The organism is Dyadobacter diqingensis (assembly GCF_024220585.1).
In the GTDB taxonomy this organism is placed as follows: Bacteria; Bacteroidota; Bacteroidia; order Cytophagales; family Spirosomataceae; genus Dyadobacter; species Dyadobacter diqingensis.
Map to the genome: position 1 here is coordinate 323,918 of NZ_JAMXKF010000006.1, position 24,910 is coordinate 348,827.

A 24,910-nucleotide genomic window follows, 5' to 3' on the forward strand; every position below is an offset into this window, starting at 1 on the left:
GCTTTTCTCGGTTTTCAGATGTATAGTCAAAAAGCAAGAGAGCAGACCGCAAAAATTTTATTTATTATTAAAATATTAATATCAAAATCATCTCAAAATCAAAAATATCATCAAATATTCATATAATGATTTTAAGGCGTCAGAGCGGTGAAAATGCAGATCAAAGATGTGATGAAAGTGTTAGAGGTAATCCTGAAGATAGACGCGCAATCCTTTTACGACCTGGGACAGGTAGAGCTCAACGGTTCTTTGCGGGATTTTCAGTTTGATCGAAATCTCCTTCGTCGTCAGATGTTCCAAACGGTGGAGTCGAAAAATATGCCGGGAACTATCCGGAAATTCATTCAAAAAACCGTCGATCGTATTCATCAGATCGTCCAGATCAAGCTGCTGCTCCGTATTACTGATCAACTCAGCATCTTCATTGTAGGCATGCAATTCATATTTTTCATGCAGAATCGATACCTTAATATGATTGATACAGGCATAACGCACCGATGTCATTAAATAAGCTTCCAGATTATCAACGCTCAGATTGTATCTGCGTTCCCAAAGTTTCAAAAACACATCCTGCACAATTCCCTCAACAACAGCCGAATCATCTATTTTCCGGATCGCGATGGCATACAGTTTTTTCCAGAATCGGGTGTATATTTCCTTAAAAGCCCGCTCATCCCCTTTCGAAAGACGATCGATTAACACTTCATTTGAAGCAGGCTTAAAGTCCATGGGTTAAAAATATAATTTAAATGATACGCGTCTCCTTGTTAAGAAAATTGGATTATAAAATGAAACCTATAACGATAGTACAATTTTTACGTATTTAATTAATATACATTTCAATAAAGAGACAATCATTCATCGGAATTTTTCTACGCAACCGTTCTCGGCAACGTTGTCAGTTTCATTAAATCCTGATTAATAAAGACAGAAAAGTCAAAAAATCGACATTTTTAGGCAGGCCTAATTAATAATTTTGCGTCAAAAATTGTATTATTACTATACTATCACACCTATACGCAGCAGTCGGAAAAAGTCTTATGGAGACCTGTTACATTTCAATCCGTATATTTAAGACGTAAATGTTTTCTCATAGATAACTACCGCCAAACGACAAAACAATCACCAATCGCATCGGGCATGAATGGTAAAATAATGACAGAAATACAATTGAACTATTTTTCCCGGATCACCATAAATCTTTTGGCAGGAAGATCCGGAATGAAAAGCATGTTAATGACGTTTATCCTTTTCAACTTTGCGGCACAAGGACAGAGCCAGAAAACACCTCCCAACATCGTCATTTTTATGGTCGACGATATGGGCTGGCAGGATACCTCCGTACCTTTCTGGAATCAGACAACAAACTTCAATAAACGTTACCACACGCCAAACATGGAACGGCTCGCCAAAGAAGGAGTCAAATTTACTTCCGCATATGCCATGCCCGTGTGTACGCCTTCGCGCGTGAGCCTGCTGACCGGTGTCAACGCAGCCCATCATCGCGTGACCCACTGGACTTCGCCCGACAAGGACAAAAACACGGATTATCCCGATTCAACACTGAATCCGGTAGACTGGAATATTAACGGTTTCAGCCCTGTCCCGGGCGTTGGGCATACGTATCATGCGACTTCACTGGCAACGGTTTTATCACAAAATGGTTATTACACCATTCATGCCGGCAAGGCTCATTTTGGGTCTGCGGGAACACCCGGTGCCGATCCCCTGCAATCAGGTTTTAAGATTAATATAGCCGGAAGTGAAATCGGGCATCCGGCAAGTTATCTCGGAAGCAAAAATTTCGGAAATACCGAGGGCGGTAAACCCAACCGCAATGCCGTTCCCGGTTTGCAGGCATATTATCAAACCGACACTTTCCTTACCGATGCCGTAACCATTGAAGCTCTCAAAGCACTGGAAAAACCGGTAAAAACCAAACAACCGTTCTTCCTGTATCTGGCACATTATGCCATACACGTTCCGCTTGATGCTGACAGACGGTTTATGGAAAGGTATCTCAAAGCTGGTCTTGACAGCACGGAGGCAAAGTATGCATCGCTGATTGAAGGCATGGATAAAAGTCTGGGTGATGTCCTTGACTATCTCGACAAACAAAACCTGGCAAAAAATACGGTGATCGTGTTCATGTCTGATAATGGCGGATTAAGCCTCACACCGCAACGGGGAGGCACTGCCTGGACCCATAATTTACCGCTCAAAGCCGGAAAAGGGTCCGTCTATGAAGGGGGTATCCGGGAGCCCATGCTTGTTCGCTGGCCGGGTGTTACAAAACCGAATACGGTTGCAGACCAATACGTTATCATCGAGGATTTCTTCCCGACCGTGCTGGATATCGCCAATATCAAAAATCCGGAAATGATCCAGAAAACAGATGGCCGGAGTTTTCTGCCGATTTTGAAGAATCCGTCGTGGAAGGATCAGAACCGTGAGTTGGTCTGGCATCATCCTAACAAATGGATCGGTGCCGAAGGTCCTCAAATCCATTTTGCGACCGCTTTCAGAAAAGGGAACTGGAAACTGATTTACGATTACAGAAAAGGGAAACTGGAATTGTATGATGTTAAAAATGATATCGGGGAAATGAAGAACCTCGCATCTGAGAATCCCGAAAAAACGAAGGAGCTCGCGAGCCTGCTCACCAAACAGTTAAAGACCTGGCATGCACAATTGCCGGTATTAAAAAAGAATGGAAAGCAGGTTCCCTGGCCGGATGAAATAAACCAGTAATCACAAGCAACATCACTGGCTTTTTTTGCGCAAATCCAGATTATGAAAGACAAAAACACGCAATACGTTATTGCTGTTGAAATGATTGCCGGAAGGTAATTGCTGAAACTGATTCATATAACCTACCTGCAAGTTCAGGCCTTTGGTAAACTGATAACCAAGTCCGACGAAAAGCCGATTCTGGTCAAACATGTTGTAAGTGATCTGTTTGCCGGCATTGATATGAATTTCGTCGTTAAAAGCGAAAAACAGCGTACGGGGTTCGATGAATTCTTTGTTCAAAGGAACCATCAGATTGAGCAGATAACGGAAACGAAAGTTAAAATTACTGCCGTCCAGCAACTCGTCATTGGCTATTTTTCTGTTAAAACGTTCTTCAACCCGTATCCACTGCTGTGTATGTAATCTCTTTTGCCGGCTTGTCCAAAGTACCTGCTGCCACAATCGGTTTTCGGGGCGGACGGTATGCAGACCGGCAGCTGGAAAACTTCTTGCATAAGCATAACCCACAGTGAAGCGGAGGTGGTCATTGGCAAAATAGGTAACACCCGGGCGAACAATCTGTGTACTCCAACGATCCAGAAAATCGGTGCGGCGTGCATGTAAATCGAGCCAGACACCCCATTTATCCGAAATTCTTGTTTGATTAAAATAACCCAACCAAACGCCGCTTTGTTTATTGACTTGCTTTTGAGCGAAAGCTGGCACCGTAAAAAGGATAAAAAACAGAAGGAGATATTTTCTCATAGAAATATAAAAATGATACGTTTTCAGAAATAAGTTTTTAATAAAAATCCGACAATTGCCGCACAAAGAATCAGGTAAGGTTCCTGTAATTTCTTAACGTAGATCAGCGCGAGTATCGACACCACGGCAATGATCGCGGAAGGAAGGTCAACAATAGCGCGTGTCGCGATCACGAAAACCGATCCAACCAGGGCGCCTACCACAGCTGCGGTGATCCCGTCTACAAATACTTTGACGCTTTTATTTTTCGCAATTTTCTTAAAATAAGGCGCAGGGAGTACCGTAAATAAATAACAAGGGAAAAACACGCCTGCCGCAGCCACCACCGCTCCCGCAAAACCCGATACCAGAAAACCGATAAAAGCAACCGTGATTACGACAGGTCCGGGCGTGATCATCGCCACCGCGACTGAATCCAGAAACTGATGCTCATTCAGCCAGCCCATCTGATCCACAACACCGGCTTGTAAAAACGGAATAATAGCCAGTCCACTTCCGAAAACGAATGCCCCGGCTTTGGTAAAAAACCATCCGAGCTGTTCAAGCTGACCTGGCTCATATTGCCAGAAACCTGAACCAGCCAATAAGACAACAGACAAAGTTGTCTGCTTTTTAAACAGCCATTTCGGCGGTGCCTTCACCACCATATAAATCAGGCCTGAAAAGATAAACAACCATACCTCTTCCCTTTCAGTCAGGCCGGTCACGACCGCCATAACAATAAAGAAAACCCATAACAGCCATCGATCTTTCATTGCCTCCTTTTCTAGTTTGCTCACCGATTTAATCGTCAGCTTGTAACAGCTTAACGAAATGATACCGATCACGGCGGAGCCTACGCCGTAAAAAACAGCTTGCATCCAAAACAACCCACCATAGAGTTTGTAAGCTATTCCTAACAAAACCACCATAATAAATGACGGAAGTACAAAGGCCAGCCCCGTTAACGTAGCCCCCCATACGCCATGGTGAACATACCCGAGATATATGCCGAGCTGGGCTGCCAGCGGTCCCGGCGCGAGTTGTGCTAATGCCAGTCCCTCCCGATATTCGTCTTCGCTGATCCATTGGCGTTCTTCAACGAGGTCACGGTGCATATAACCGATCAGAGCGACAGGACCGCCGAAACCCAACGTCCCCAGTTTCAGAAAATACTTTACCAGCTCCGACAGGCTGTAATTTGCTTTGGCTATTTCCATTTCTTTATCGTCGTTACGGATACAATACTACATGGATCGCCGACGAAAAAATAGAATGGAAATGACGATTTGTATGTAGTTTACTTTTTCAGTAAAGTTTTCCGATAATCGGAAGGATTCTGACCGGTTTGCGCTTTAAATATTCTTGTAAAATGGCTCTGATCGGAAAAGCCGGTCAGGTAAGCGATTTCGGATAACGTGTGATCGGGGTTGGCAAGCAGATCGACCGCCTTCTCAATCCGGAGCTTGCGGATGTATTCTCCGAACGAGAGATTGCTGAAATACTTGGAAAATTCCCGCGACACGTACGTTGGATGTATCTGCAATCCTTCTGATATTTCTTTCAGACTTAAGCTAAGATTGGTATCGATCTGATCCTGGATGATGGCTTTCAGCTCCTTCGCCCACTTCGGTGTTTTTGCATGCTCCGGCTTCTGTTTGTCCAGATAGGTATTGAAAACCTGAAGTAATAACTTTTCAGCAGGACTTTGGGTGTGTTTTTGTTTTTGCAAATGTTTTGCCCAGCTGTAAAGCGCATCATAAATAAGCATACCCTTTTCCAGAAGCTCATGATCATCCGTGATATTGTAAGCAAGTCCGGCAGAAATGGCCCACAAACCCGCTGCCTGACTAGCCAGAGAATGATCATCCGTATCGGCACCACGGATAATCACGGCCATATCCAGCAAAGCCGGATCCTGTAAATCGTATTTTTCCAGAAAAAAATCAAAGGTACAGCGGTCTTCGTAGTGCGAGAATTCCGTATCCGGGATGTCAAAAGGAGTTGCATCCAGTTCCAGCGCTTTCGCCCTGACCTGATCAAATGGGACGAAATAGATTTTTGCCTCGGGATCAATAAACCTTCGGATAAGCCATGGACAAGCAATACGGTCAATTTTTGGTCGCTCGCGCGTAATCCAGTTCATGGTTATTCAGTTTATATCGGCTGTCTTTGTAAATTTTGTTGGGCAAATTTACAAAGACAAGTTATATGCAGCCAATGCCTACCCATAAACTTTCGCACTGGAAAATAACATACGTTCAACAAAGTGATATCTTGAAACGATTCAATTCAGCAATTACTTATCTTTAGCCGACTGTCGGTCTGATAAGTTCTGTTTTAAATAATAGCGCTGTACGAAGGCTACCCAGTCTTTCTCGTTCGCGGGTATTCTCACATCTGGTTTAAATCCTATATTGTCAATCCGGAAATCTTTTACCCAGCCATTCCTGCCCCAGGGTGTCGCCAGGTTGAAGATACCATCACAGAGGTCAAAATTCTGGTCGCTGCCATAGTCCATCACGCCATAAGAATTTGTACCAAAAAGGGTTACCTTTTTACTTTGTTTGCCTTCGAAAATATAAAATTCAGTTGAGCTTCCGCTTCTTTTATCCATCAGAAAAGCAATATGCTGCGGATAGCTCTTCGGATCGATATCAAAAGAACGAGTAAAATCCTCGCCTGTATTGACCATCTGCCCCGGGTTACTTTTCAATTTCCCCAACAGCTTCCGCGCTCTCTGATAGTAGGAAGCAGTCGTATCTTTCATCGATTTCACATAACGCTCCATTGAGCGTATGTGTTCATCGCTCGATCTGTAATCCCAGACCGGATAGATGATCGGATTGGTATAGATTAATTTGGCCATCTCATCGGAGGTACTCGTATTTCCGCCACCATTTCCTCGAAGGTCAAAAATAAGATAAGGCGTTTTAGCCAATAACTCTTTATTTGCGAGAAGCATACTATCGAGCTTCCCAACTTCCCGCTGATCAAAGGCGGCCAGTTTCAGGTAAATAAAATCTTTGTCAAGCTGTTTAAAAACAACCAGATCCTTTTTACTTCTATTGGCATCGGTACTCAAAACCGTTTGCTTGGTTTCCCCCTGCCAAATAATCGCGACGTGACTATCCTTAAAAAAATCTGTATAAGATGTTAATATGGCCATACATCGCTCCTGGCTTACTACCGATAGTGCATCACTTTTTAATTTTTTCAACAGCTTTTGATACCTAGGTTTTGTTTCGGCGGTCACCTTGTCATCAAATCCGGCATAAATCCGCGTTACCTTATCAATGGCCTCATCTAAGGCTTTCGAACAGGAGCAATCCGCTGAGAGCGATTTTGACTGTTTGCCAGCGTTTTGGCCATTTGAAATATTACTCAGGCAAACGGCAGCGCACACCACCAAAGGAAGAAGTAGATTTCTGTTCATCAATAGAGAATTTATCAAGTTAAGTTGTTGATGTAATAAATGGCAGTGTTTCGCTCCCCGAACATAGAAAGACGTGAATAAGTCAAATCTATCCCTGGAAGAGCTGGGTAATTTTTGGTGTTGCAACTGATTCGCCCAATAAAACACAAAACCCTAACGTGTTTCCCTGAAATACTGTACCAGCGCTTTATTAGCAAGCAATTCGTACCAATCGTTCAAACCTTTAACTTTTAAAAACGCAATTTTTATACACGAAAATCAATAACTAGTTTCAACAGCATGACGTTGAAATAACTATTTCAATAATTTGTAGCTTTCAAGAAGGGATTAAAGCTGATTTTTCTAAAAAGAAAAATCAGCTTTATGAGTTTGCAGTCCTCAGCCATGTTTCACCCCATTCAAAAAATCAAAAATTACCGTCTCCATTTTTTCCATCGGCTGTAATTGAATCGACTGAATAGGGACATTTTTCTTTTTGGCGAAATGGCAGAATAGTCCATAAGCGTGTGACTGAGCCAGATCGATACATTCCTTTACACATCGAACAGCTTCCGGTGTGGTGCCATTTTGAATAATTTCCAGCTTCGGAAAGTAGAATTTGGTCAGATAACGGCAATGAGCAATTTCTTCTGTTTTGGACGATACCGCAAGAAACGCCATTTCCGTATGAATCGAAAGCTGCTGATTTTCCAGACCGATAATGCTGGAATCTACCTTGCTTGCTGTATTACCTGCAAATCCGGTACGCTGAATCTTGCCAAGCACACCTTCATTAACATCAAAATTCGAATTGACGACCAGCAACGTGTAATAATTCATGCTTCAAACTTTAAATAATTTTTCAAAACTAGTTGGAGGACAATTGATATTCTTTTAAAAAGGTTTGCAAACCTTCAATAAAGTTACTCACGGGAGTCGTCTCCATGGGTGCTAATGGTACTTTGTTTTCCGTTGAAAGCAAGCTGAACACTGCATAAGACTGCGCCTGAGCAAGATGCGTACATTTTGTAAGCGCATCAATAGCCTCCTGACTCACACCGGATGTGAGCAGGTTATCATTTTCAAATGTAAAAGTTGAGATAAATTCGCCGTCGGCTACCACGTAAACCTCCGGGCGTGATAACGCGACATATTTGATGTTAGTCAGAACTGAGAGTACGTTCTTATCATATTCCTGATAAAAAGAAACGACAGACAGCCCCTTCTGATTGCCAAACTCGTTATGCTGCACTCTTTTTAAAACTGCCTCATCGACCGTAAATGAAATATTCTCGGCACTATTGATGTAAAAATCCATTCCTGATTTAAAGAACGTTATATTATTGAATCATTAAGCCGACAAGTTAACCATTATTCCTACGTTAAACCGGCTTGATGCTTCATTGTTTTAATGGAGACTGACCTTAAATTACATCAATGGTTATGCAACAACCCTGAATCTGAAAGTTTTTAAATATTCTGTTTTAATCTCCCTACCACGACCGTGGCTATGTTCCCATAATCTCCTTCCGATGTGCCAGTCCCCAATAGTGCAGCTCCTCCATCACTTTTTCAAGCGACTTTCCATGCGCCGTAATTGAATATTCCACGGTTGGCGGGAATGTGTCGTAAACCTGGCGTTTTATCAATTTGTTCATTTCCAGACTTTTCAGTTCTTTGGAGAGCGTTTTATCTGTGATACCACCCACTTCTTTTGAGATCTGAGTAAAACGCCTGGGACCCGATGAAAGTGAAAACAGGATCAATAACTTCCATCTTCCTTCCAGGGCTTCCAGAGCATCCTTGATAGAAAGTGCATTTGCCGGACATCCACCCGTTGTCAACATCTTTTTTTCTTTTGATTTTGTACGATACTTCCACTTTGGATAGCACTATCCAAAGTGGAAGTACTATCCCGGCGAAAGCAAATATAAGTAGGTTTGCCACAGTATTAAAACTTTTATTATAACATGGCAAACCTGCAAAAATCGTCGAAAATTATTCACATTACCCTCTGGGTGGCACAAGTAACGTTAGCAGCACTTTTTATAACGGGCGCTGTCATGAAATTTCAACCTATTGAAACAATATCGGCAATGATGCCATGGACAGGGCAAGTCCCCGCATGGATTGTAAGGCTTCTCGGGCTCATTGATTTATTGGCTGCTGTGGGTTTAATACTCCCATCATTACTTCGAATTAAGCCGCAGCTTACCACATGGACTGCCCTGGGTATCATTGCGCTTATGTTTTCTGCCATAATATTTCATGTTTCAAGGGGAGAAGCATCAGTTATTGGCGTCAATATCATCTCGGCCATCATTGCCTTATTCATCGCCTGGGGTAGATTGAAGAAAGCACCGATTACTGCCCAATGAATTTCTTCGTTTTTGGATTAAGTGCGGTTTATGGACAGGAAACCAAATCCCAGGCACTCATTCAATCCTTACAATCAGGATTTTTCGGTTGCTAATGCTAATGCTAATGCGCCTCTGAAATAAATCCAGGTTAACGACAGAAGCATCAGGCTACATAAAACGAAAATCAGCTCCAAATGTGGGAAGGTCAGCAAGAACCCGCCTGCCAAAGCCCCAAATGCAGACCCCGCATCCCTGAAAGTTGCGTTCTGGGAGACAGCGTGTGCGATATTTGCACTTCCCTGGGACGCACCACCTGCCGCGAGAGAGGAGTTTATGTTGTAAAATGTAAAAACCACAATAAGTCCGGCGAAAACAAAACCACCTGACGCCAGCAACAATCCTGAACAGATCAGAATAATGGAGCCGGAATAAATTTTGAAAAGCCCGTACTGATCTGCAAGCCATCCTGAAAAAGGCGAAATAAAAAGGGAGCACACGCGACGGAAAATCAAAAAGGCGGCGGCTATGGCAGTAATCTCAACAGCCGACCAATGTGGATGCGAGCGGATCAATAGTGTCCCGATTAAAACAACAAGCATTCCTTCAACAGAAAAAGCACTTAGGAATGCCAGCCGGTTAAAAACGGAAGGAAAGGAAAGTTTAAGTCCGGCATGATAGACAATTCTTTGCTCCCGCTCTTCAAGCCGGAAAGCAAAGTAAATTCCAGGAACTGACAGGCAAGCGACAATCATAAAAGTGAGCATAGGACTTGTCAGTTCCAAAATAAACGGCCCGGTTATGAGTGCCAAAAGCGGACCACATTCAATAATACTCTGGCTTACGCCCAGCGCCAGACCTTTTCCCGGATAATCCATTGCGTAGGTTAATGCAGAAACTCTGAGAATAGCATATGAGATTCCCCACAAAATTCTTAGAAATATCAGAACGGTAACGCCTAAGCCGCAGCCATAACCAGCCGTTGCGATTACCGCCGCGAAAGCGGCGATGATCGTCGGCAGTCGGAAACCAATTTTACTGAAAACCCACAGAATAACCGGATTTAACAATATCCGTGTAAATCGGTTTATGGATAAGATTGTTCCAACCCAGATTAGTGGCAACTGTACGGACAACGCATTTACAGGTAAAAAAGAGTATAAAAATGCGTCTCCCATCAGAGCAAAGCTCAGACTGGCAGAAGCATATATCGGCACTTTCAGGTTAGCTGTTATACGTCGCAGCATTCTTTTTTACAGTTGTTTCAGGGTGGTATGTAAAAGTATCGGGAAACCAACTCAAAGCAATGGGCTGAATAACTTTTATAGCTTTACGATCATACCATGCGCAACAACAAATCAGACAATATCCGTTTTATAATACCTCTCACGAAGCCAGAAGGCCACATTCACCAGGCCGATCAAAGCCGGGACTTCAACAAGCGGTCCGATTACACCAACAAAAGCCTGCCCTGAATTGATGCCGAATACCCCAATGGCCACCGCGATGGCCAGTTCGAAATTGTTACCGGATGCGGTGAAGGCAATCGAAGCATTTTGCGGATAATCTGCTCCCTGTGATTTCGCTATAAAAAAACTTGTCAAAAACATAATGACAAAATAAATTATCAGCGGAATCGCGATCAAAAGGACGTCGCCGGGCAACTGCACGATCAATGCCCCTTTGAGGCTAAACATGGTGACAATCGTCGACAATAGTGCTATCAATGTAATCGGCGAAACTAAGGGGATAAAGCTATTTTCATACCATTCTTCACCCTTTAATGCAACCAGTCCAAAGCGGCTAAGAAAACCCGCGGCAAACGGAATACCCAGGTAAATCCCAACACTTTTTGCGATTTCGGCAATTGTAATATTTACTTCAAGGCCTTTCATACCTACCAATGGAGGTAAAACCGTGATAAAAAACCAGGCATAAAAACTATACAGCAGCACCTGGAAAACGCTGTTGAGCGCAACCAATCCGGCTGCGTACTCCCGGCTTCCCTCGGCCAGCTCATTCCAGACAAGTACCATGGCAATGCACCTTGCAAGCCCGATTAAAATCAGACCGGTCATGTATTCCGGATGATTTGGCAAAAAAATAACCGCCAGCACAAACATCAGCAACGGACCAATAATCCAGTTAAGAATCAAAGAAACGGTCATCACCTTGATGTTCCTGAACACCTCTCCCATTTTGTCGTACTTAACTTTTGCCAACGGCGGATACATCATCAGAATAAGTCCGATGGCCAACGGAATATTCGTAGTACCGCTTGAAAAAGTGTTGATGTATTCAGTTACAGAAGGACTGAAATTGCCCAGCGCAACGCCTGTTACCATTGCCAGAAAAATCCACAGCGTCAGATAACGGTCAAGAAAACCAAGTTTCTTTCGATTTGGCGCAGGCTTAACGGTACGCCGGACAAAATTATTTCGAGTCATAATTATCGTTAAAGGTACTCGTTTACAAAATTTTCGCTGTACGTCTTAATCATTTCACGCACAGACCTGAACGATTCCCTTACCTGCGCTTCATCACCCACAGCCTTTGCAGGATCAGGGAAGTTATGGTGAAACTTTATTGCATTCGTCGGGAAATACGGACAGCGCTCTTTGGCATTGTCACAGACAGTGATTACAAAATCAAAGTCTACATCCTGATACTCATTAACATTGTTTGACGTATGGTTTGAAATATCAATTCCGTCTTCGGCCATGACTGCGATCGCTCTGGGATTAACACCGTGCGTCTCGACCCCTGCGCTGTATACGACTGCCTTTTCACCTGCAAAATGTTTCAGATAACCTTCCGCTATCTGGCTTCGGCAACTGTTGCCCGTGCAGAGTACTAATATTTTCTTCATGTTGTTTTTTGTAAGTTTTAATGATTAACAGCATCCACCACCAGGCGTACAACTCTGATTTTCTCCACCCGCGAGCTCCATTACCTGAATATCTTTCACAGATGCTCCGGTTGTTGCAGACGGCGCGCAGCATTCCGTTTCACCAGAAGCGGTCCCGCAGCTCTGGTTTCTGGCAATGGCTTTGCATTGCGTAAAATCCGCCGTCAGGTTTACCGTGAACGAATCCCCTTCTAGGACGAATTCGGCCGGGTACATCTGTCGGGTATCAAATTTAGAGTTACCAAATTCAATTTTAACAACACCCAATGGATTAAGCGGCAATGATTTTTCAACCAGATTGACAATAGAAAGGGCTTTACTCACCTTCATCGCACGGTCGGTCTCGGATACCGCCGGTTCCCAAAGTTGGACAATAATTTCAGTCCAGCTGTTCATTACCCCGCCACAATCCACGGAAACGATCGGCGCCTGTTTGATCTCCGTGATGTGATAAGACGCATCCACAAATTGACCTTCGGCATATTGGAATTGCAAAATCTTGTCCTGATTCTCCAAAAGCGTATTTTTGAAAGTCTGCCAGTTAACCGGATTTAATTGATTCATTGCTATATTACGATTAATTTAAACATAAAAAACTCCTAAAAATTTATTAACAGCATGACACTGTCACATCCGATTCGAAAATTTCACCAAAAATAACTTTCGCTTCCTGCCAAACGGTTTCATTGATACAATAACAGACACGCGGCGGATTGATCTCTCCACGAAGAATCCCGATTTGTTTGAGTTCTTTCAAATGCTGCGAAACCGTCGCTTGTGCCAACGGCAAAACCTCAACCAAATCACCGCAAACGCACGATTTCTCTTTCAACAAATGTTGAATAATTGCAATGCGCGCCGGATGTGCCAATGCTTTGGCCAACTCCGCGATACGATTTTGTTTTTCGGTAAAAACCTCTGTTTTTGTTACTCCCATATGTCAAAGGTATAAATAAAAATATCAATCGCAATAATACGATTGATATTTTTATTAATTTGTATCACAGACAAAAACCGCCTGACTGGTCATACCGTCACAGACCTTCTTTTACTCCCTTCTCAAATCACAGCATTCTGAAAAAGAAATCTTTCGAGAATCAGCAGCTTTATCTAAAACACTCTTTGTTTTACCAGAAAAAATAACCTGTTTTTTCTCACTAACTTCTGCTAAGCTTTGGAAATTGATTTGGTCAGCAATTACCAATAAACTTAATTGGAGACATTTTCGAAAGAGATAAGACCCACAAAAGTTAACATTATCGTACCTGCGCCAATATCCAGGTAGATATTTCCGTTAATACCTTTGGTGAAAAGGTCTGTTCAATTTTTGCATATTCCAGTGGCGAACCGGTTTCACATTCCTGAAAGAAATGGTTCAGATTGGGAAATTCTTTTGTTATAATGTTGCTGTTGCCACCATCTTTTAAAGCACGCGTTATGGCGGATAAGTTCTCCTTTGACGTTACCTGCAAATCTTTTTCTCCATTTAATGCCAACACGGGGCACCTGACTTTCTCCAGTGTTTTACCCGGATTGTATTTCATCACGTACTGAAACCATGGCGATGACAGGTTATCAATTTGCGTCGCAATGAATTCTTCCTTTGTCATTTTAGGCGGCAACAATTGAGGAGGAATCTCTAAAATTTCCTTTTTGGCCAATTTGGCCAGGTCATTTCTCAAAACTTTGAGATCAGTCGATTTTGCAATTAAACTATATGCACTGGCGTTGGTGTTTTTCATTTTCTGTATCTCTGGCTCCGATATACCAAGCGATCTCGCGATTAGTTCGTCTTGTTTGAGCAGTAGCTTTCCAAGATCAATCGCGGGCGCCGCCAGCAAAACCATGAAACGGATATTATCAGATCCGGATGCTACGAGCGGTGCCACCAATCCCCCTTCACTATGGCCGATCAAACCAATCCTGCTCTTATCAATTTCCTTTCTTGTTTGTAAATAAGCCACGGCACTTTCTACATCGGTTGAAAAATCCAGAGAAGTAGCAGTTTTAAAATTTCCGGATGATTGCCCCACGCCCCTGTCGTCAAACCGCAAAACGGCAATGCCATTTTTAGTTAAATGATCGGCAATGACCAGGAATGGTTTGTGCCCTAAAACTTCCTCATCACGATTTTGGGCACCACTACCGGTTATCAAAACAACGGCAGGATATTTGCCTCCTTTTGAAGGTAAAGTCAGTGTGCCGGCCAAAGTAATATTGGCTTTTGTATTTTGAAATTTCACTTCTTCATTCACATAAGAATATGGCCCTTTGGGTTCCTGAGGTCTTTTCATGGCTGACTTATCAGGCCAAAAAGTTGCTATGATCACGGCTGACACAATAATTAGTGTAACTATTGAAACTAATACTGTCTTTTTTGTCATGTTCCGATTGTGAAATAACCCGGATTTACGCTTAACTGTATGGTGATCGGCTGAGAAGATATAAATAAATCGCGAAACAACAGACATTATCGCGAATTCCTTATAGTGCTTTCGGCAGTCAGCTTTCAGATTAATGCCAGGAACAAAATTTTAGACGATTGTCGCGGCGGCCCCGCCGATTGCTGATAGCCGACTGCAAAACTGGCCTACAAAATAATTCGTGATAAGGTCTAATATCCCGAAAATATTTTCTAAACCATTATTCAATAAACTTGGGAATAAACCAAAAGCACCTGCGTTCCGGACATTTATCCGGCCCACAGGTGCTTTTGGACAACTATTTATCTAAACTGATTACAGTTTCACTAAAATTTAACAGCAATATTAGCAGAGAAATTTCTCGGTAATTGCGGGCTCAATACCCCCTGACCCACAAAATAACGTTCATTCGTCAGGTTATCGAATTTAATACCCAGACGCCACGCTTTGGTATTGTAAAATGCCGTACCATTCAGTACCGTATAGGATGGAACCGTGAAAACTCCGGTGATTGCAGAATTAGAAGTTAAATGTTTGCTGACATAATTACCCCCGATACCAAGGCCGATGCCTTTCATCCTGCCCCGTTGCAAACTATAACTTACCCATACATTGGCAAGATCGGCCGGTCCGGCCGCCCCGGGTCTTCTGCCTTCCAGTGCCGCTGCCGACTTGGTAAACTTGCTGTCGTTGTGGCTATAACCCGCCACCATGTTAAGTCCCGTTACAGGATTGGCGATCAACTCCACCTCAGCACCTTTGCTATACTGCGTTCCGTCCTGAATAGTAACATTGTAATTTTTCCCGTCCCTTACCAGTACGTCCGTTCGTGTGAGATTATCTACACGAATATCGTAATAGCTGATCGTCAGATTTAACTTGTTCTGATATATTTCCATCTTCACCCCTCCTTCTAACTGATTGGCCTGCTGTGCTTTGAACACACCTGAAATATCCGGCAACGGCTGTGTTACCGGCGCCACGTTGAAGAACCCATTCATGTAATTACCAAATATGGAAAGCTGGTCCTTCACAATTTGATATACCAGACCCAACTTCGGAGAAACCGCCGTTTGTTTATACTTGGTATTTGCCACATAGGTACCGGTCGCCTGATTAAGTGTTCCCCTGTTTTCAAAGTGATCGATACGCAGGCTAATCATCGCCAGTAACCTGTCCGTAACATTAAGGACGTTGGAAGCATAGGCACTGTACACATTCCCGGAGTTATAATTTTTGACTGGTGCATCCGTACTGGCGGCCAGTTTTGCCTCTACCGCGGATCGTGATATTTTGGTGTAATTCGCGTCACTTCGGATCCCGCTCACATTATCAAAAACAATGTATGGCGAGTTGCTGTTGTTAATTGTCCGGTTTAGAAAATCCAAACCTGCGACCAATCTGTTTCGCATCGACCCAATTTTGAAATCGCCGATGAAATTCTGCTGAATATCAATTGCGTTGTTGGTCGTATTTTGCAGACTGATATTTCGTTCCAGCAAAGTGTCTGCCACGGCACCACGGATAAACTGATACTGGTAAAAGCCGTCTGACTTTCTCGTATTACTTGAAAAATTGGTCTGTGAAATCCATCCTGGCGATAACCGGTATTTAATCTGACCGTAAACATTAATCGTCGGTGTTTTCATTGTCAGGTCGTTGCTCGTGTAAGAGCGGTTCCAGTTAAAGCCAAGTTCATCCGGCACATGTGCCACAAACTGACGTGTGCGATTCAGGAAAATTGCCGACGGACTTGTCATTTCACTGCTATAAATCCCGGCATTCAGGTTAAGCGTAAGTTTGCTGCTAACCCGGTACTCAATGGAAGGCGCCAGGAAAAAACTTTTCCGAAAACCCGCATCCTGAAAACTATTCTGGTTTTGATAAGCCGTGTTAACCCTTAGCAAAAGATTTTTTTCTTTATTGATCGGGCTGTAAAGATCTGCGGTCAGGCGATTAAGACCGTAACTGCCGGTGGTATAACCTACTTCCCCACCAGCTATTTCGACTGGCTTTTTTGTGACGATGTTCATCAGACCGCCAAATGAAGTCACCGAACTGCCAAACATAGTAGCCGACGGTCCCTTAATTACTTCGACCTTCTCCACATTCACAGGATCAAATTCGCCGTTTGTTTGCACGGGAACACCATCTACCAGGGATACCTCGGTTCTAAAACCACGCAGCGCATAGAAAGTAGCGCCATCAGAATTGATACCACGATTTGCCTGAATTTTATAAACACCGGGCGCATTTTTGACGATATTACCAAAATCCGTGATAAGCTGCTCGGTAAATAGTGTCTTCGATAAGGCGCTGTATACCTGTGGATTTTCAAGACTGCTGATTGGCAGTTTGGCGACATAATCACTTTCCTTTTTTGAAAATTTGTTGATATCACCGCTGATTATCACCTCCTGCAAGTCACGGCTGTCTTCGTTTAGATAAATGGTTTCCAGTACAGCGGTCCGATCAGCGTCAATTTCAATCCTTTTTTCAATCGGCTCATAACCAAGTAGCTGAATGATCATATCATATTCTCCGCCGGGAATATTCCTGATGATAAATTCTCCCTTTTCGTCCGTTTGCGCTCCCTTCCCGGTACCTTTTATCGACACATTCACCAACGCACCTGGCTTGCCATCCGAAGTTTTTATACTTCCTTTTAAGGTCCCGCTTCCCTGAAGATTAATCACGTTGCCTTTTACCTTGACTTTACTTAAATGATCTCCCAATAACTGCCGCAGGGCATCCTGAAGTGTGATATTTTTATAATTTACGGATACTTTCCGACTGGTCTTCAAATTGGTATTACTATAAGAAAACGATGCACCGGTCTGCTCTTCCAATGCAGTAAGCACGTCGAAAATAGTTACTTCCGATAATTCTAACGTAACTTTTTTATCAAGAATACTGCTTTGCGCAATACTTTCGTGCGGATTGGTACTGAATAAAACCAGCAGTATGGCAATGATGGGGACCGATAAACCTTTAAACCAGGCGTAACTTTTAACCGGAGCGATGCCCGGATTAAGACAGAGATTCATATTTTTGTTAAAATGTTAATAATTTGAAAAACGATTATTCGGCATTGGCCCGGTGTAACGTTTGGCGACAGAAGCACCGGGTTTTTCCTTTTGAAATATTATGTTTTGTACTTTATGATGTATTGAGTTCCGGCATTTTAATGATCAATATATTATTACTTTTTTCCCTTTGATTTCATATTTAAATCCAACGGCGTAACGCATGGCTTCAAGTACTTCGTTGACTGGCTTATCGGCAAATGAACCCGTATAGCGGTTCAGTTTCAACTGAGGATTATCGATCACGACATCAATGCCGTACCAGGCTTCGAGCGCTGTTCCCACTGCCGATAGCGGTTGGTTTTCAAAAACGAGTTTATTTTCCTTCCAGGCCAAATACCTGTTGGCATATACGTTATCTTTTATCAGTAAGTCCGTTTGATCCAAAACGCCACGCTGGTTAGCCGTCAGAATTAGCTGCCGTTTATTAGCAGCATCTAAAAATCTTACCTTGCCTTCCTGAACAACCAGTGTTACGCAGTGATCCCGTTCATATGCTTTCAGATTAAATCTTGTACCCAGCACCCGGGTCAGCGAACGCTTCGTATGCACAACAAATGGTCGGTCCGGATCTTTTTCAACGCTGAAAAATGCCTCCCCTTTCAAATAAACCGTCCGGAGCGTGTCTGTCAATAGCGCCAACGCAGGGTATCTGATTTCGCTGTTTGCATTGAGCGTCACCCGCGAACCATCCGGTAACACATACTGTTTCCTTTCACCTGGTTTGGTTGCCATGGTTACGTATGCCCTTGCCGGAGATTTTGTGTCAATCTGAGTAATATTTTTGCCCGCAAACTGTCGGTTTGACACAAACCATAAGACATATCCGGATACTACCAGAAGCAAAACTGACGCTGCGAGACGCACAAGCCAGGCAGGGATATGAAAATTACTCCGGAAACTTTCGGGATATTGGTGCGACAGCGCATCTGATTTTTCATTTTTAGCAAAGCCCAGATGCTCCGACATCGAATTCCAAATATCATTTTCGATCATTTTTCCATCACCCATCCCCACTGGAAAATCTGTTTCCAAATGCTGCCCGTTCAGCCAGTCTTCTACCGCCTTTTTCTGCTCTGCTGTACAGCGACCACCATGATATTTCTCCAACAGCTCCCTCGTTATCTCCATTTTTTATTATCGGTTTTGGCGAAACCGGCAGTGGTCTTCCGATCTGTCAGGCTCGCCCTCTCCAATATGTTGCAAAACGGACGGCAACGGGTAGGTGGAAAGGAAAAATTAAATAAATTCTTTGAGGCCGGTTTTAAAAAAGCGCAGCGCGTAAGCGATATGGTATTTCACGGTGTTTTCAGAAATAAGCAGCGACATGGCGATTTCCTTATTACTAAGCCCCTGATTACGACTCATTTCAAACACCTCTCTCGATTTCTCCGGAAGTGAATCTGATAACGATACAACACGTTCGCTCAGGTTATTACATAGAATTTCTTCTTCCGTGCAAGTGGTTGAAATCTGCGGATTCGATTCAAACAAAGATGAAAGTTCAGGTTGCCGCGTGACATTTCGAAGATGATTGAATACAGCCAGTTTAGCGGCACCTGCAAGATATTTGTCAATAGAATCGTGGATCTCAACAGTGTTTTTCCGCCTCCAAAGCGATTCAAAAATGTCCTGAACAAGCTCCTTAGCTATTTCTTCATCTTTTAAATACCGAAAACAAACACCGAAAACCATTCGCCAGTGTGATCGGTAAATGCTTTCAAATGCTTCCTTATCCAGAAAAAACCGCTGATTAAACATCGACCCGGATTCCGTCATTTTTTTATTTATATTTATTCTAAATACAAAAGTGAATGATAAGAAGATGAATCGCAAATTTCTGGTGAAAATAATGTGGAGAATTGTGGCAGCTTTATCGCAAATTATGTAACAGTGCAACTTGGGAGGCGGCGGTCCGCAACTAGTAAAAATGCTATCTGTCAAAAAAGGGACTGTGTACGGGCCATGAAACGTCCAGGTATATAGCCCGATTAAGACTTTGGGCAATCAGCAATAAAATATACTGAATATCAACACATTATATACAAAAAAATAAGTAGGATGCATATCAATTCCGCTTTATCCAATTAAATTCACCCCTTAAACTTTTGTATCATGCGCAATATACAATCCACTCTATTGTATCGATGGTTTGATGAAGTTTGGAACCAAAGTAAAAAAGATGCAATTGACCTGCTTATGACTGACAACGCCGAATTTTATGGTATTGTAACTGAGAATAATCTGAAAGGAGCGCCCGGTTTTAAACTATTTTTCGAAGAGTTCACAGGTCAATTCCACAACATAAGAATAGATGTGGAAGATGTCGTTTCAGAGGACGACATGGAATGTGCCAGGACTGTTATCACGGCGACACATACTTCAAGCAACAAAGTGGTCATTGTTCCCGGCCTTTGCATGATAAAAGTTGAATCAGGGAAAATCGCTCAGGCATGGAATAACTACGACTTCTTGTCAATGCAGGAACAACTGGGACAAAAATTAGTGCCTGCGTAAAAATAAGTTTGGAGCAATTGCAAAACTAAATCCTGTGAGTTCGAAAGAGTTCTTCCCGTATTTAATAACCTCAAAATCAATTGATTACTTAATACGTCTGGCAGGTTCAATTTATTTTTCAAACCTGCCAGACGATATTCAAAATATCTCTTTCAACTGGACAACATTTTCCACGCCAAGTTTTTTAAAAATAGTCTTTTTTACCGTGCTGATGGTGGAGGATTTTCTGTTTAGCATTTCTGCAATTTTGGAAGTTTTCATTCCCTGGCTCAGGAGTTTGGCAATTTTGTACTCCCGTGACGTAAGTGTCACTCTTGTTTTTTCTGGCGCTACTATTTTTTCTTCATAACCGTTCAGCATCACAGCCAGGAGGCTGTTACTAAGATACCGGTTCCCGTTGGTTACATAATTTATACATTCCAGCAGTTCTTCAAGGCCATTTTGCTTGCCTAAATAACCATCTATGCCTGTCTTCAAATATTCCAGAATCAAGGTAGCTTTCGGGTTTTCGTCATAGATGATCAACGCTGTTTCAGCAAATCTTTTTCTCAATTCTATTACTTCATGCACCCCTTCAAAACCGGGGTTTTGATTGATTCCGATAATCAGCAAGTCAACTTTTTGATTCAAATAAATCTCTTCAAAAGTTGTAAGCGTATTGGCTTCCAGTATGGTGATCTTTCTGAAATGTTCTTTGAGAAATAAAGACAACCCTTTGCGTAAAATCGGATGTCTGTCAATAATTAACACATTAGTCATAACGTTTTATTAAACTTTAATTGTCTCAAAAAAGCGAATTCAGTTAAGTTTGTTAGCCAGTCTGGTGTTCCTTTTGCTGTTTTAAAACATTGATTATTTCAATTCAAACAATACCGATTCAGGGGGATATTTTGGTTAGAGGCCGGACAAATTTCAATCGCTATCGAAAAGGTTTTATCCTTCCAGCATTTCTTTTAGTTTGAGAATATTGTCGATGCCGAGTTTGGTAAAAATGGTTGTTTTGACGGTGCTGATGGTGGAGATTTTAAGTCCTAGCTTTTCGGCAATATGTGATGCATTCATTCCTTGCCCTAATAATACAGCAACTTCATGCTGCCTGGACGTCAGGGTCATGTGCTTTTGGGAAACTCTTCTTTTTAATTTGTTTTGTTTGATCAGACTGTCAACCACAGTATCCAGGTGCCTTGGATCAACAAAGTGATCTCCTTCTGAAACGATTTTGACACACTTGATCAAATCCTCCATATCATTGTCCGATGTCAGATAACCATGTACGCCGGATTTTAGATAGGAAAAAGCCATGTTAAACCCAGCCCCCTGATCGTAAGTGACAAGCGAAGCGCCGGGATATTGAAGTTTTATTTTCTTTATAACGCTCAGTTCATTTTCGATTGAAATCTGATTGATCATCAGGAAAATAACATCACTCCTATTTAAAGAAACAGAGGTATAAAATTCGTCGATGTCATCTACGCCTATCAGGCTGCAATTTTTATAATACTCACCCAACAGAGCTACCATGGACCGGCGTATTAAAGGGCGGGCTTCAACAATGATGATCGTGGACATAATGTGTATTTGAATAGCGTTTTTTTAATCAGGCCCTTGAATAATTTCAAAGGCCTGACTGATCAATATTTAAATTAGCATTGAACTCTACTGTGTTCCTGCTATTTGTTAACCACCACTTTGTGTGTGATTTGTGTTCCGTCGGTTTTAATGGCCTTAATGAGGTACATCCCATTTGGAAAGTTTTCAATACTAACTCCCGCCGGTGATAAATGATTTGATTTATAAACAGTTACTCCGTTTAAATTTGTAATTGAAAGCTCTCTGATCTCATCGGATAATTGTCCTTTGATCAACAAAACCTTGCTGGCTGGATTGGGATAGAAGATAAATTGTGCATCACCATCAAAATCAATACTTTGGATTCGGCTGTAAGCGTAGGTACCATCTTTATCGATCATTTTGAGACGGTAATAGTTTAAATTCGGCAGCGGACTGATGTCTGTAAAGGAATAATTGATCAGTCCGTTGCTTTCACCTTTGGCAGGTTTTGCCCCAAGGTATTTCCATTCTTTTGCATCATGGCTTCTTTCAATGTTGAAATGATCAGCATTTGTTTCCATCGTGGTCGACCAATTTAAAAGGACCGCATTTCCCTCTTTTTGCGTTTGGAATTTAACAAGCGTCACAGGCAGTGTGCAATTGGCGCTGTTCAGAATAGTGGTGGCGGTACGGGTAACACAACCAGCAACGACGATCGTGCAAACATAGGTGCCATTATCACCCGCGGCATAACTTGGGAAATCAATCACACGCTCGCCGGAGATAAAAACGCCGTCTTTTGTCCATGAGTAGGTGGCATCAACCATGTCCGGAACGCTCAGTGTATAAGGATGTTCAATACACGGGCTATCGGTGTTTTCAGTAGAGATAGCTCCCAACAAGCCCGTTGAAACCTGTACAACCGTTGAATTTCCGCATGCGTCCGTAACTCTGATAGTGTACGAAGTTTCTGTCTCCAGTCCGTCAATGGTTTCCGTTCCATCCGAATCGTTGGTAAGGTTTACATAATCTGCATCGGTTCCGGAGGTTAAGCGGAAGTCAACTTTCAAAGGCTGCGCACCGTAAAAAGCCAGAATTGCCTTTCCGTTGGCACCAAGTTTCGACGTCCCTGTCTCACAATACACCCCCAGCTTTTTTGTGATAACAGGAAGAGAACCACCTGGTAAGATAACAATATCGGATTTGGTAAAATCATATGGTCCGCAACCCATTACATGAGCCACAGCATGATAAGTACCGGCAGGCAAATTGATGAAAGAGCCACCCGGCGCGGTTCCGGAGCCCACGATATTATTGGCCGCATCCAGCAAGTCAAAACTCACCGAACCATTCCCTTCCAAACTTAAATCAATGTTAACATTACCAGTACCTCCGCATAATTGCTCAACAGTCGCGTTGATATGCTGGTCCTGAACATTGCCCATCGGAAGGGTTACCGTTATCGTAGCCGTCTGTCCGCATTGATTGTCGACCTGAATCGTGTAGGTTCCACCTGGGATTACGTCCGCCCATATATAATTACCACCACCTCCATTAAAACCCACTGTACCTACGCCCGAAGTGCTTGGCGCGATAATCTTTGCAACCGCACCTGCCAGATTCGCCATAACACCCGTAATTTTTACATTCATCGTTGTTCTGTCATTGATCGTCGCACAGCCTACGTACGTAGACGGAACGCCTGTAAGAACTCCCGGTGTGCCTCCCTCAGGCGTCACGACCTGAAAGTCCGTTTTTCCACAGGCATCCGTCGCTGTCACGGTGTAAGTACCGGAGGTAAGTCCGTTAAAATAGGCACTTGTATTGTTACGGTCCGTTGAAGAAGTTGTGTAGGTATCCACAACTACACCGCTGCTATTCGTTAACACATAAGTAATCGGAATGACACTAAGCTCGGTTACATCGGCATAAATCCCATAATTGATAGGCCCTCCCGGCGTTGCAGGGCAGTCAATTGCCTCAATATTGGCAGCAACATCCATGTCCTGTTGTGCCGGATCGTATTCATAACAATAAGAACAGACATCTCCACAAGGCGTTCTTAATTTAAAAATCAAATTGCTTTTGTTAGGAACAAGCATATCCGGTGACTCCGAGGTCGGGCCAAAATGCACTGTTTTCACAAAACTTCCCTCAACCGGAGCGTCACAAGTGCCGGTATTGTAGTATACATCAATGTCGATACCCGCATCCGGCAATGAAGCAAGGTCCACACCGTTGGCCAGATAAAAGCGGACATAGATATCATTTTTGACCTGATCACAATTCAGCAGGTAATATTTAGGATAAGCCTGATTGATACAAAGACCTTCCGGATAACTTTTTTCAATACTCACCTGCTGCGTAACAAACACCCCGCAGGCATCCTTGACACGCACATTGTAAGTGCCGTACGTTAAGGCAACGTAGATATTCGATGTGCCATAGACAATAGCGGGGTCATTGTCAGCCATGCCCGGATCTCCCTGAAAATAAGCGTACTGGTAGGCCGGGCTTCCATTGCTGGCAGTGGTCGTGATTGTTCCGCCGGGAGTTGCACTTGTACATATCTTACTCACAACCGAGTTTGCAGTAACATCAACGTACTGATCCAGAATGGTAATATTTTCGGTGGCAGCGTTGGTCGGTTCTGCCAAATAGTACACCTTCACGGTATACTCGCCAGGTAACAAATCAGCAAAAGTATTACTATCCTGTGCGCCGGGAGGATAACCCGCCGGGCCGGATGTTATCTGATAAACAACACCTGCACCACCGTTATCATGTATGGTAAACCCTCCATTGGAAGGGCAGGTTGCCTGCACAACGGTGGCAGGGGAAGTGATCGTTAGCCCACCCTGTGCGGAAACCGTTTGGACGGTCAGGCATAGACTCAAAATGCAGAACATTAGCAATCTTACATTGCAGTTTCGGATAATTTTTGCCATAAATAGTGCTGAATTGTTAAAACGTGTTTTGGGTATACGAAAATTTGTTAGCTGTCCGAGCAGAATTGCTCCCATGAAATCGAGGGTCACTCCTTACGGTGATGCCCTGAATGGATGTAAAATTGCGAAGAGGGAAAGACGGGAAAAATAGCCGAAAAGCCGCAAGCATGTAGCGCGTAAGCTTCACGATGTCGGTACTGAAAATACTTTGGCGCAAAATAAACAATC

Annotated in this window: 23 protein-coding genes; 3 read left to right on the forward strand and 20 right to left on the reverse strand. The window is 43.0% G+C overall.

Going from position 1 to position 24,910, the window contains the following annotated elements; genetic code table 11:
* Positions 1-180: 180 nt before the first annotated feature.
* The gene (locus M1L62_RS18415) at positions 181-729 is read right to left on the reverse strand and encodes a sigma-70 family RNA polymerase sigma factor (RefSeq protein ID WP_254561086.1); all 549 of its coding nucleotides are present in this window, start codon (positions 727-729) and stop codon (positions 181-183) included.
* 426 nt (positions 730-1,155) lie between these two features.
* Here M1L62_RS18415 and M1L62_RS18420 point away from each other — a divergent pair, with 426 nt between their 5' ends.
* Positions 1,156-2,751 (forward strand): sulfatase, encoded by a 1,596-nt coding sequence (locus M1L62_RS18420; protein ID WP_310589981.1) that lies wholly within the window; start codon positions 1,156-1,158, stop codon positions 2,749-2,751.
* A gap of 12 nt (positions 2,752-2,763) precedes the next feature.
* Here M1L62_RS18420 and M1L62_RS18425 read toward each other — a convergent pair whose 3' ends face one another.
* The 7 genes from M1L62_RS18425 to M1L62_RS18455 form a co-directional block, all read right to left on the reverse strand.
* The gene (locus M1L62_RS18425; RefSeq protein ID WP_254561087.1) at positions 2,764-3,498 is read right to left on the reverse strand and encodes a DUF2490 domain-containing protein; all 735 of its coding nucleotides are present in this window, start codon (positions 3,496-3,498) and stop codon (positions 2,764-2,766) included.
* A 23-nt stretch (positions 3,499-3,521) separates the two neighbouring features.
* Positions 3,522-4,697, reverse strand: coding sequence for a chromate transporter (locus M1L62_RS18430; protein ID WP_254561088.1), 1,176 nt, complete (start codon positions 4,695-4,697; stop codon positions 3,522-3,524).
* A gap of 80 nt (positions 4,698-4,777) precedes the next feature.
* Positions 4,778-5,623 carry a chromate resistance protein ChrB domain-containing protein gene (locus tag M1L62_RS18435; protein WP_254561089.1) on the reverse strand — a complete coding sequence of 282 codons (846 nt, stop codon included), beginning with the start codon at positions 5,621-5,623 and terminating at the stop codon, positions 4,778-4,780.
* A gap of 153 nt (positions 5,624-5,776) precedes the next feature.
* Positions 5,777-6,913 (reverse strand): S41 family peptidase, encoded by a 1,137-nt coding sequence (locus tag M1L62_RS18440; protein ID WP_254561090.1) that lies wholly within the window; start codon positions 6,911-6,913, stop codon positions 5,777-5,779.
* A 378-nt stretch (positions 6,914-7,291) separates the two neighbouring features.
* Entirely contained in the window at positions 7,292-7,732 is a 441-nt protein-coding gene (locus M1L62_RS18445) for a hypothetical protein (protein ID WP_254561091.1), read from the reverse strand.
* A gap of 28 nt (positions 7,733-7,760) precedes the next feature.
* The gene (locus tag M1L62_RS18450; protein ID WP_254561092.1) at positions 7,761-8,210 is read right to left on the reverse strand and encodes a hypothetical protein; all 450 of its coding nucleotides are present in this window, start codon (positions 8,208-8,210) and stop codon (positions 7,761-7,763) included.
* A gap of 190 nt (positions 8,211-8,400) precedes the next feature.
* A complete protein-coding gene (locus M1L62_RS18455; RefSeq protein ID WP_254561093.1) occupies positions 8,401-8,739 on the reverse strand; it encodes a winged helix-turn-helix transcriptional regulator in 339 nt (112 codons plus the stop codon).
* A gap of 123 nt (positions 8,740-8,862) precedes the next feature.
* Here M1L62_RS18455 and M1L62_RS18460 point away from each other — a divergent pair, with 123 nt between their 5' ends.
* Positions 8,863-9,270 (forward strand): DoxX family protein, encoded by a 408-nt coding sequence (locus M1L62_RS18460; protein WP_254561094.1) that lies wholly within the window; start codon positions 8,863-8,865, stop codon positions 9,268-9,270.
* A 74-nt stretch (positions 9,271-9,344) separates the two neighbouring features.
* Here M1L62_RS18460 and M1L62_RS18465 read toward each other — a convergent pair whose 3' ends face one another.
* From M1L62_RS18465 to M1L62_RS18505, 9 genes are all read right to left on the reverse strand, one after another.
* Positions 9,345-10,496 (reverse strand): MFS transporter, encoded by a 1,152-nt coding sequence (locus M1L62_RS18465; RefSeq protein ID WP_254561095.1) that lies wholly within the window; start codon positions 10,494-10,496, stop codon positions 9,345-9,347.
* A 111-nt stretch (positions 10,497-10,607) separates the two neighbouring features.
* Entirely contained in the window at positions 10,608-11,696 is a 1,089-nt protein-coding gene (gene arsB, locus M1L62_RS18470; RefSeq protein WP_254561096.1) for an ACR3 family arsenite efflux transporter, read from the reverse strand.
* Between the two features lie 8 nt (positions 11,697-11,704).
* The gene (locus tag M1L62_RS18475; protein ID WP_254561097.1) at positions 11,705-12,118 is read right to left on the reverse strand and encodes an arsenate reductase ArsC; all 414 of its coding nucleotides are present in this window, start codon (positions 12,116-12,118) and stop codon (positions 11,705-11,707) included.
* 24 nt (positions 12,119-12,142) lie between these two features.
* Complete coding sequence (locus tag M1L62_RS18480) at positions 12,143-12,721, reverse strand: DUF6428 family protein (protein WP_254561098.1); 579 nt, start codon at positions 12,719-12,721, stop codon at positions 12,143-12,145.
* A 46-nt stretch (positions 12,722-12,767) separates the two neighbouring features.
* Positions 12,768-13,094 carry an ArsR/SmtB family transcription factor gene (locus M1L62_RS18485; RefSeq protein ID WP_254561099.1) on the reverse strand — a complete coding sequence of 109 codons (327 nt, stop codon included), beginning with the start codon at positions 13,092-13,094 and terminating at the stop codon, positions 12,768-12,770.
* A gap of 319 nt (positions 13,095-13,413) precedes the next feature.
* On the reverse strand, positions 13,414-14,451 hold the full coding sequence (locus tag M1L62_RS18490; protein ID WP_254561100.1) for an alpha/beta hydrolase family protein: 1,038 nt from the start codon (positions 14,449-14,451) through the stop codon (positions 13,414-13,416).
* A 455-nt stretch (positions 14,452-14,906) separates the two neighbouring features.
* On the reverse strand, positions 14,907-17,627 hold the full coding sequence (locus M1L62_RS18495) for a TonB-dependent receptor domain-containing protein (RefSeq protein WP_254561101.1): 2,721 nt from the start codon (positions 17,625-17,627) through the stop codon (positions 14,907-14,909).
* A gap of 144 nt (positions 17,628-17,771) precedes the next feature.
* Positions 17,772-18,797, reverse strand: coding sequence for a FecR family protein (locus M1L62_RS18500; RefSeq protein ID WP_254561102.1), 1,026 nt, complete (start codon positions 18,795-18,797; stop codon positions 17,772-17,774).
* A gap of 108 nt (positions 18,798-18,905) precedes the next feature.
* The gene (locus tag M1L62_RS18505) at positions 18,906-19,445 is read right to left on the reverse strand and encodes an RNA polymerase sigma-70 factor (protein ID WP_254561103.1); all 540 of its coding nucleotides are present in this window, start codon (positions 19,443-19,445) and stop codon (positions 18,906-18,908) included.
* A gap of 336 nt (positions 19,446-19,781) precedes the next feature.
* Between M1L62_RS18505 and M1L62_RS18510 the strand changes: the two genes are divergently transcribed.
* A complete protein-coding gene (locus tag M1L62_RS18510; protein ID WP_254561104.1) occupies positions 19,782-20,183 on the forward strand; it encodes an ester cyclase in 402 nt (133 codons plus the stop codon).
* Positions 20,184-20,321: 138 nt separating this feature from the next.
* Here M1L62_RS18510 and M1L62_RS18515 read toward each other — a convergent pair whose 3' ends face one another.
* The 3 genes from M1L62_RS18515 to M1L62_RS18525 all read right to left on the reverse strand — a co-directional run bounded on the left by M1L62_RS18515 (position 20,322) and on the right by M1L62_RS18525 (position 24,682).
* Entirely contained in the window at positions 20,322-20,942 is a 621-nt protein-coding gene (locus tag M1L62_RS18515; RefSeq protein ID WP_254561105.1) for a response regulator, read from the reverse strand.
* Between the two features lie 174 nt (positions 20,943-21,116).
* Positions 21,117-21,752: a response regulator transcription factor gene (locus M1L62_RS18520; protein WP_254561106.1), complete on the reverse strand. Its 636-nt coding sequence runs from the start codon at positions 21,750-21,752 to the stop codon at positions 21,117-21,119.
* 101 nt (positions 21,753-21,853) lie between these two features.
* Entirely contained in the window at positions 21,854-24,682 is a 2,829-nt protein-coding gene (locus M1L62_RS18525) for a T9SS type A sorting domain-containing protein (RefSeq protein WP_254561107.1), read from the reverse strand.
* Positions 24,683-24,910: the final 228 nt, after the last annotated feature.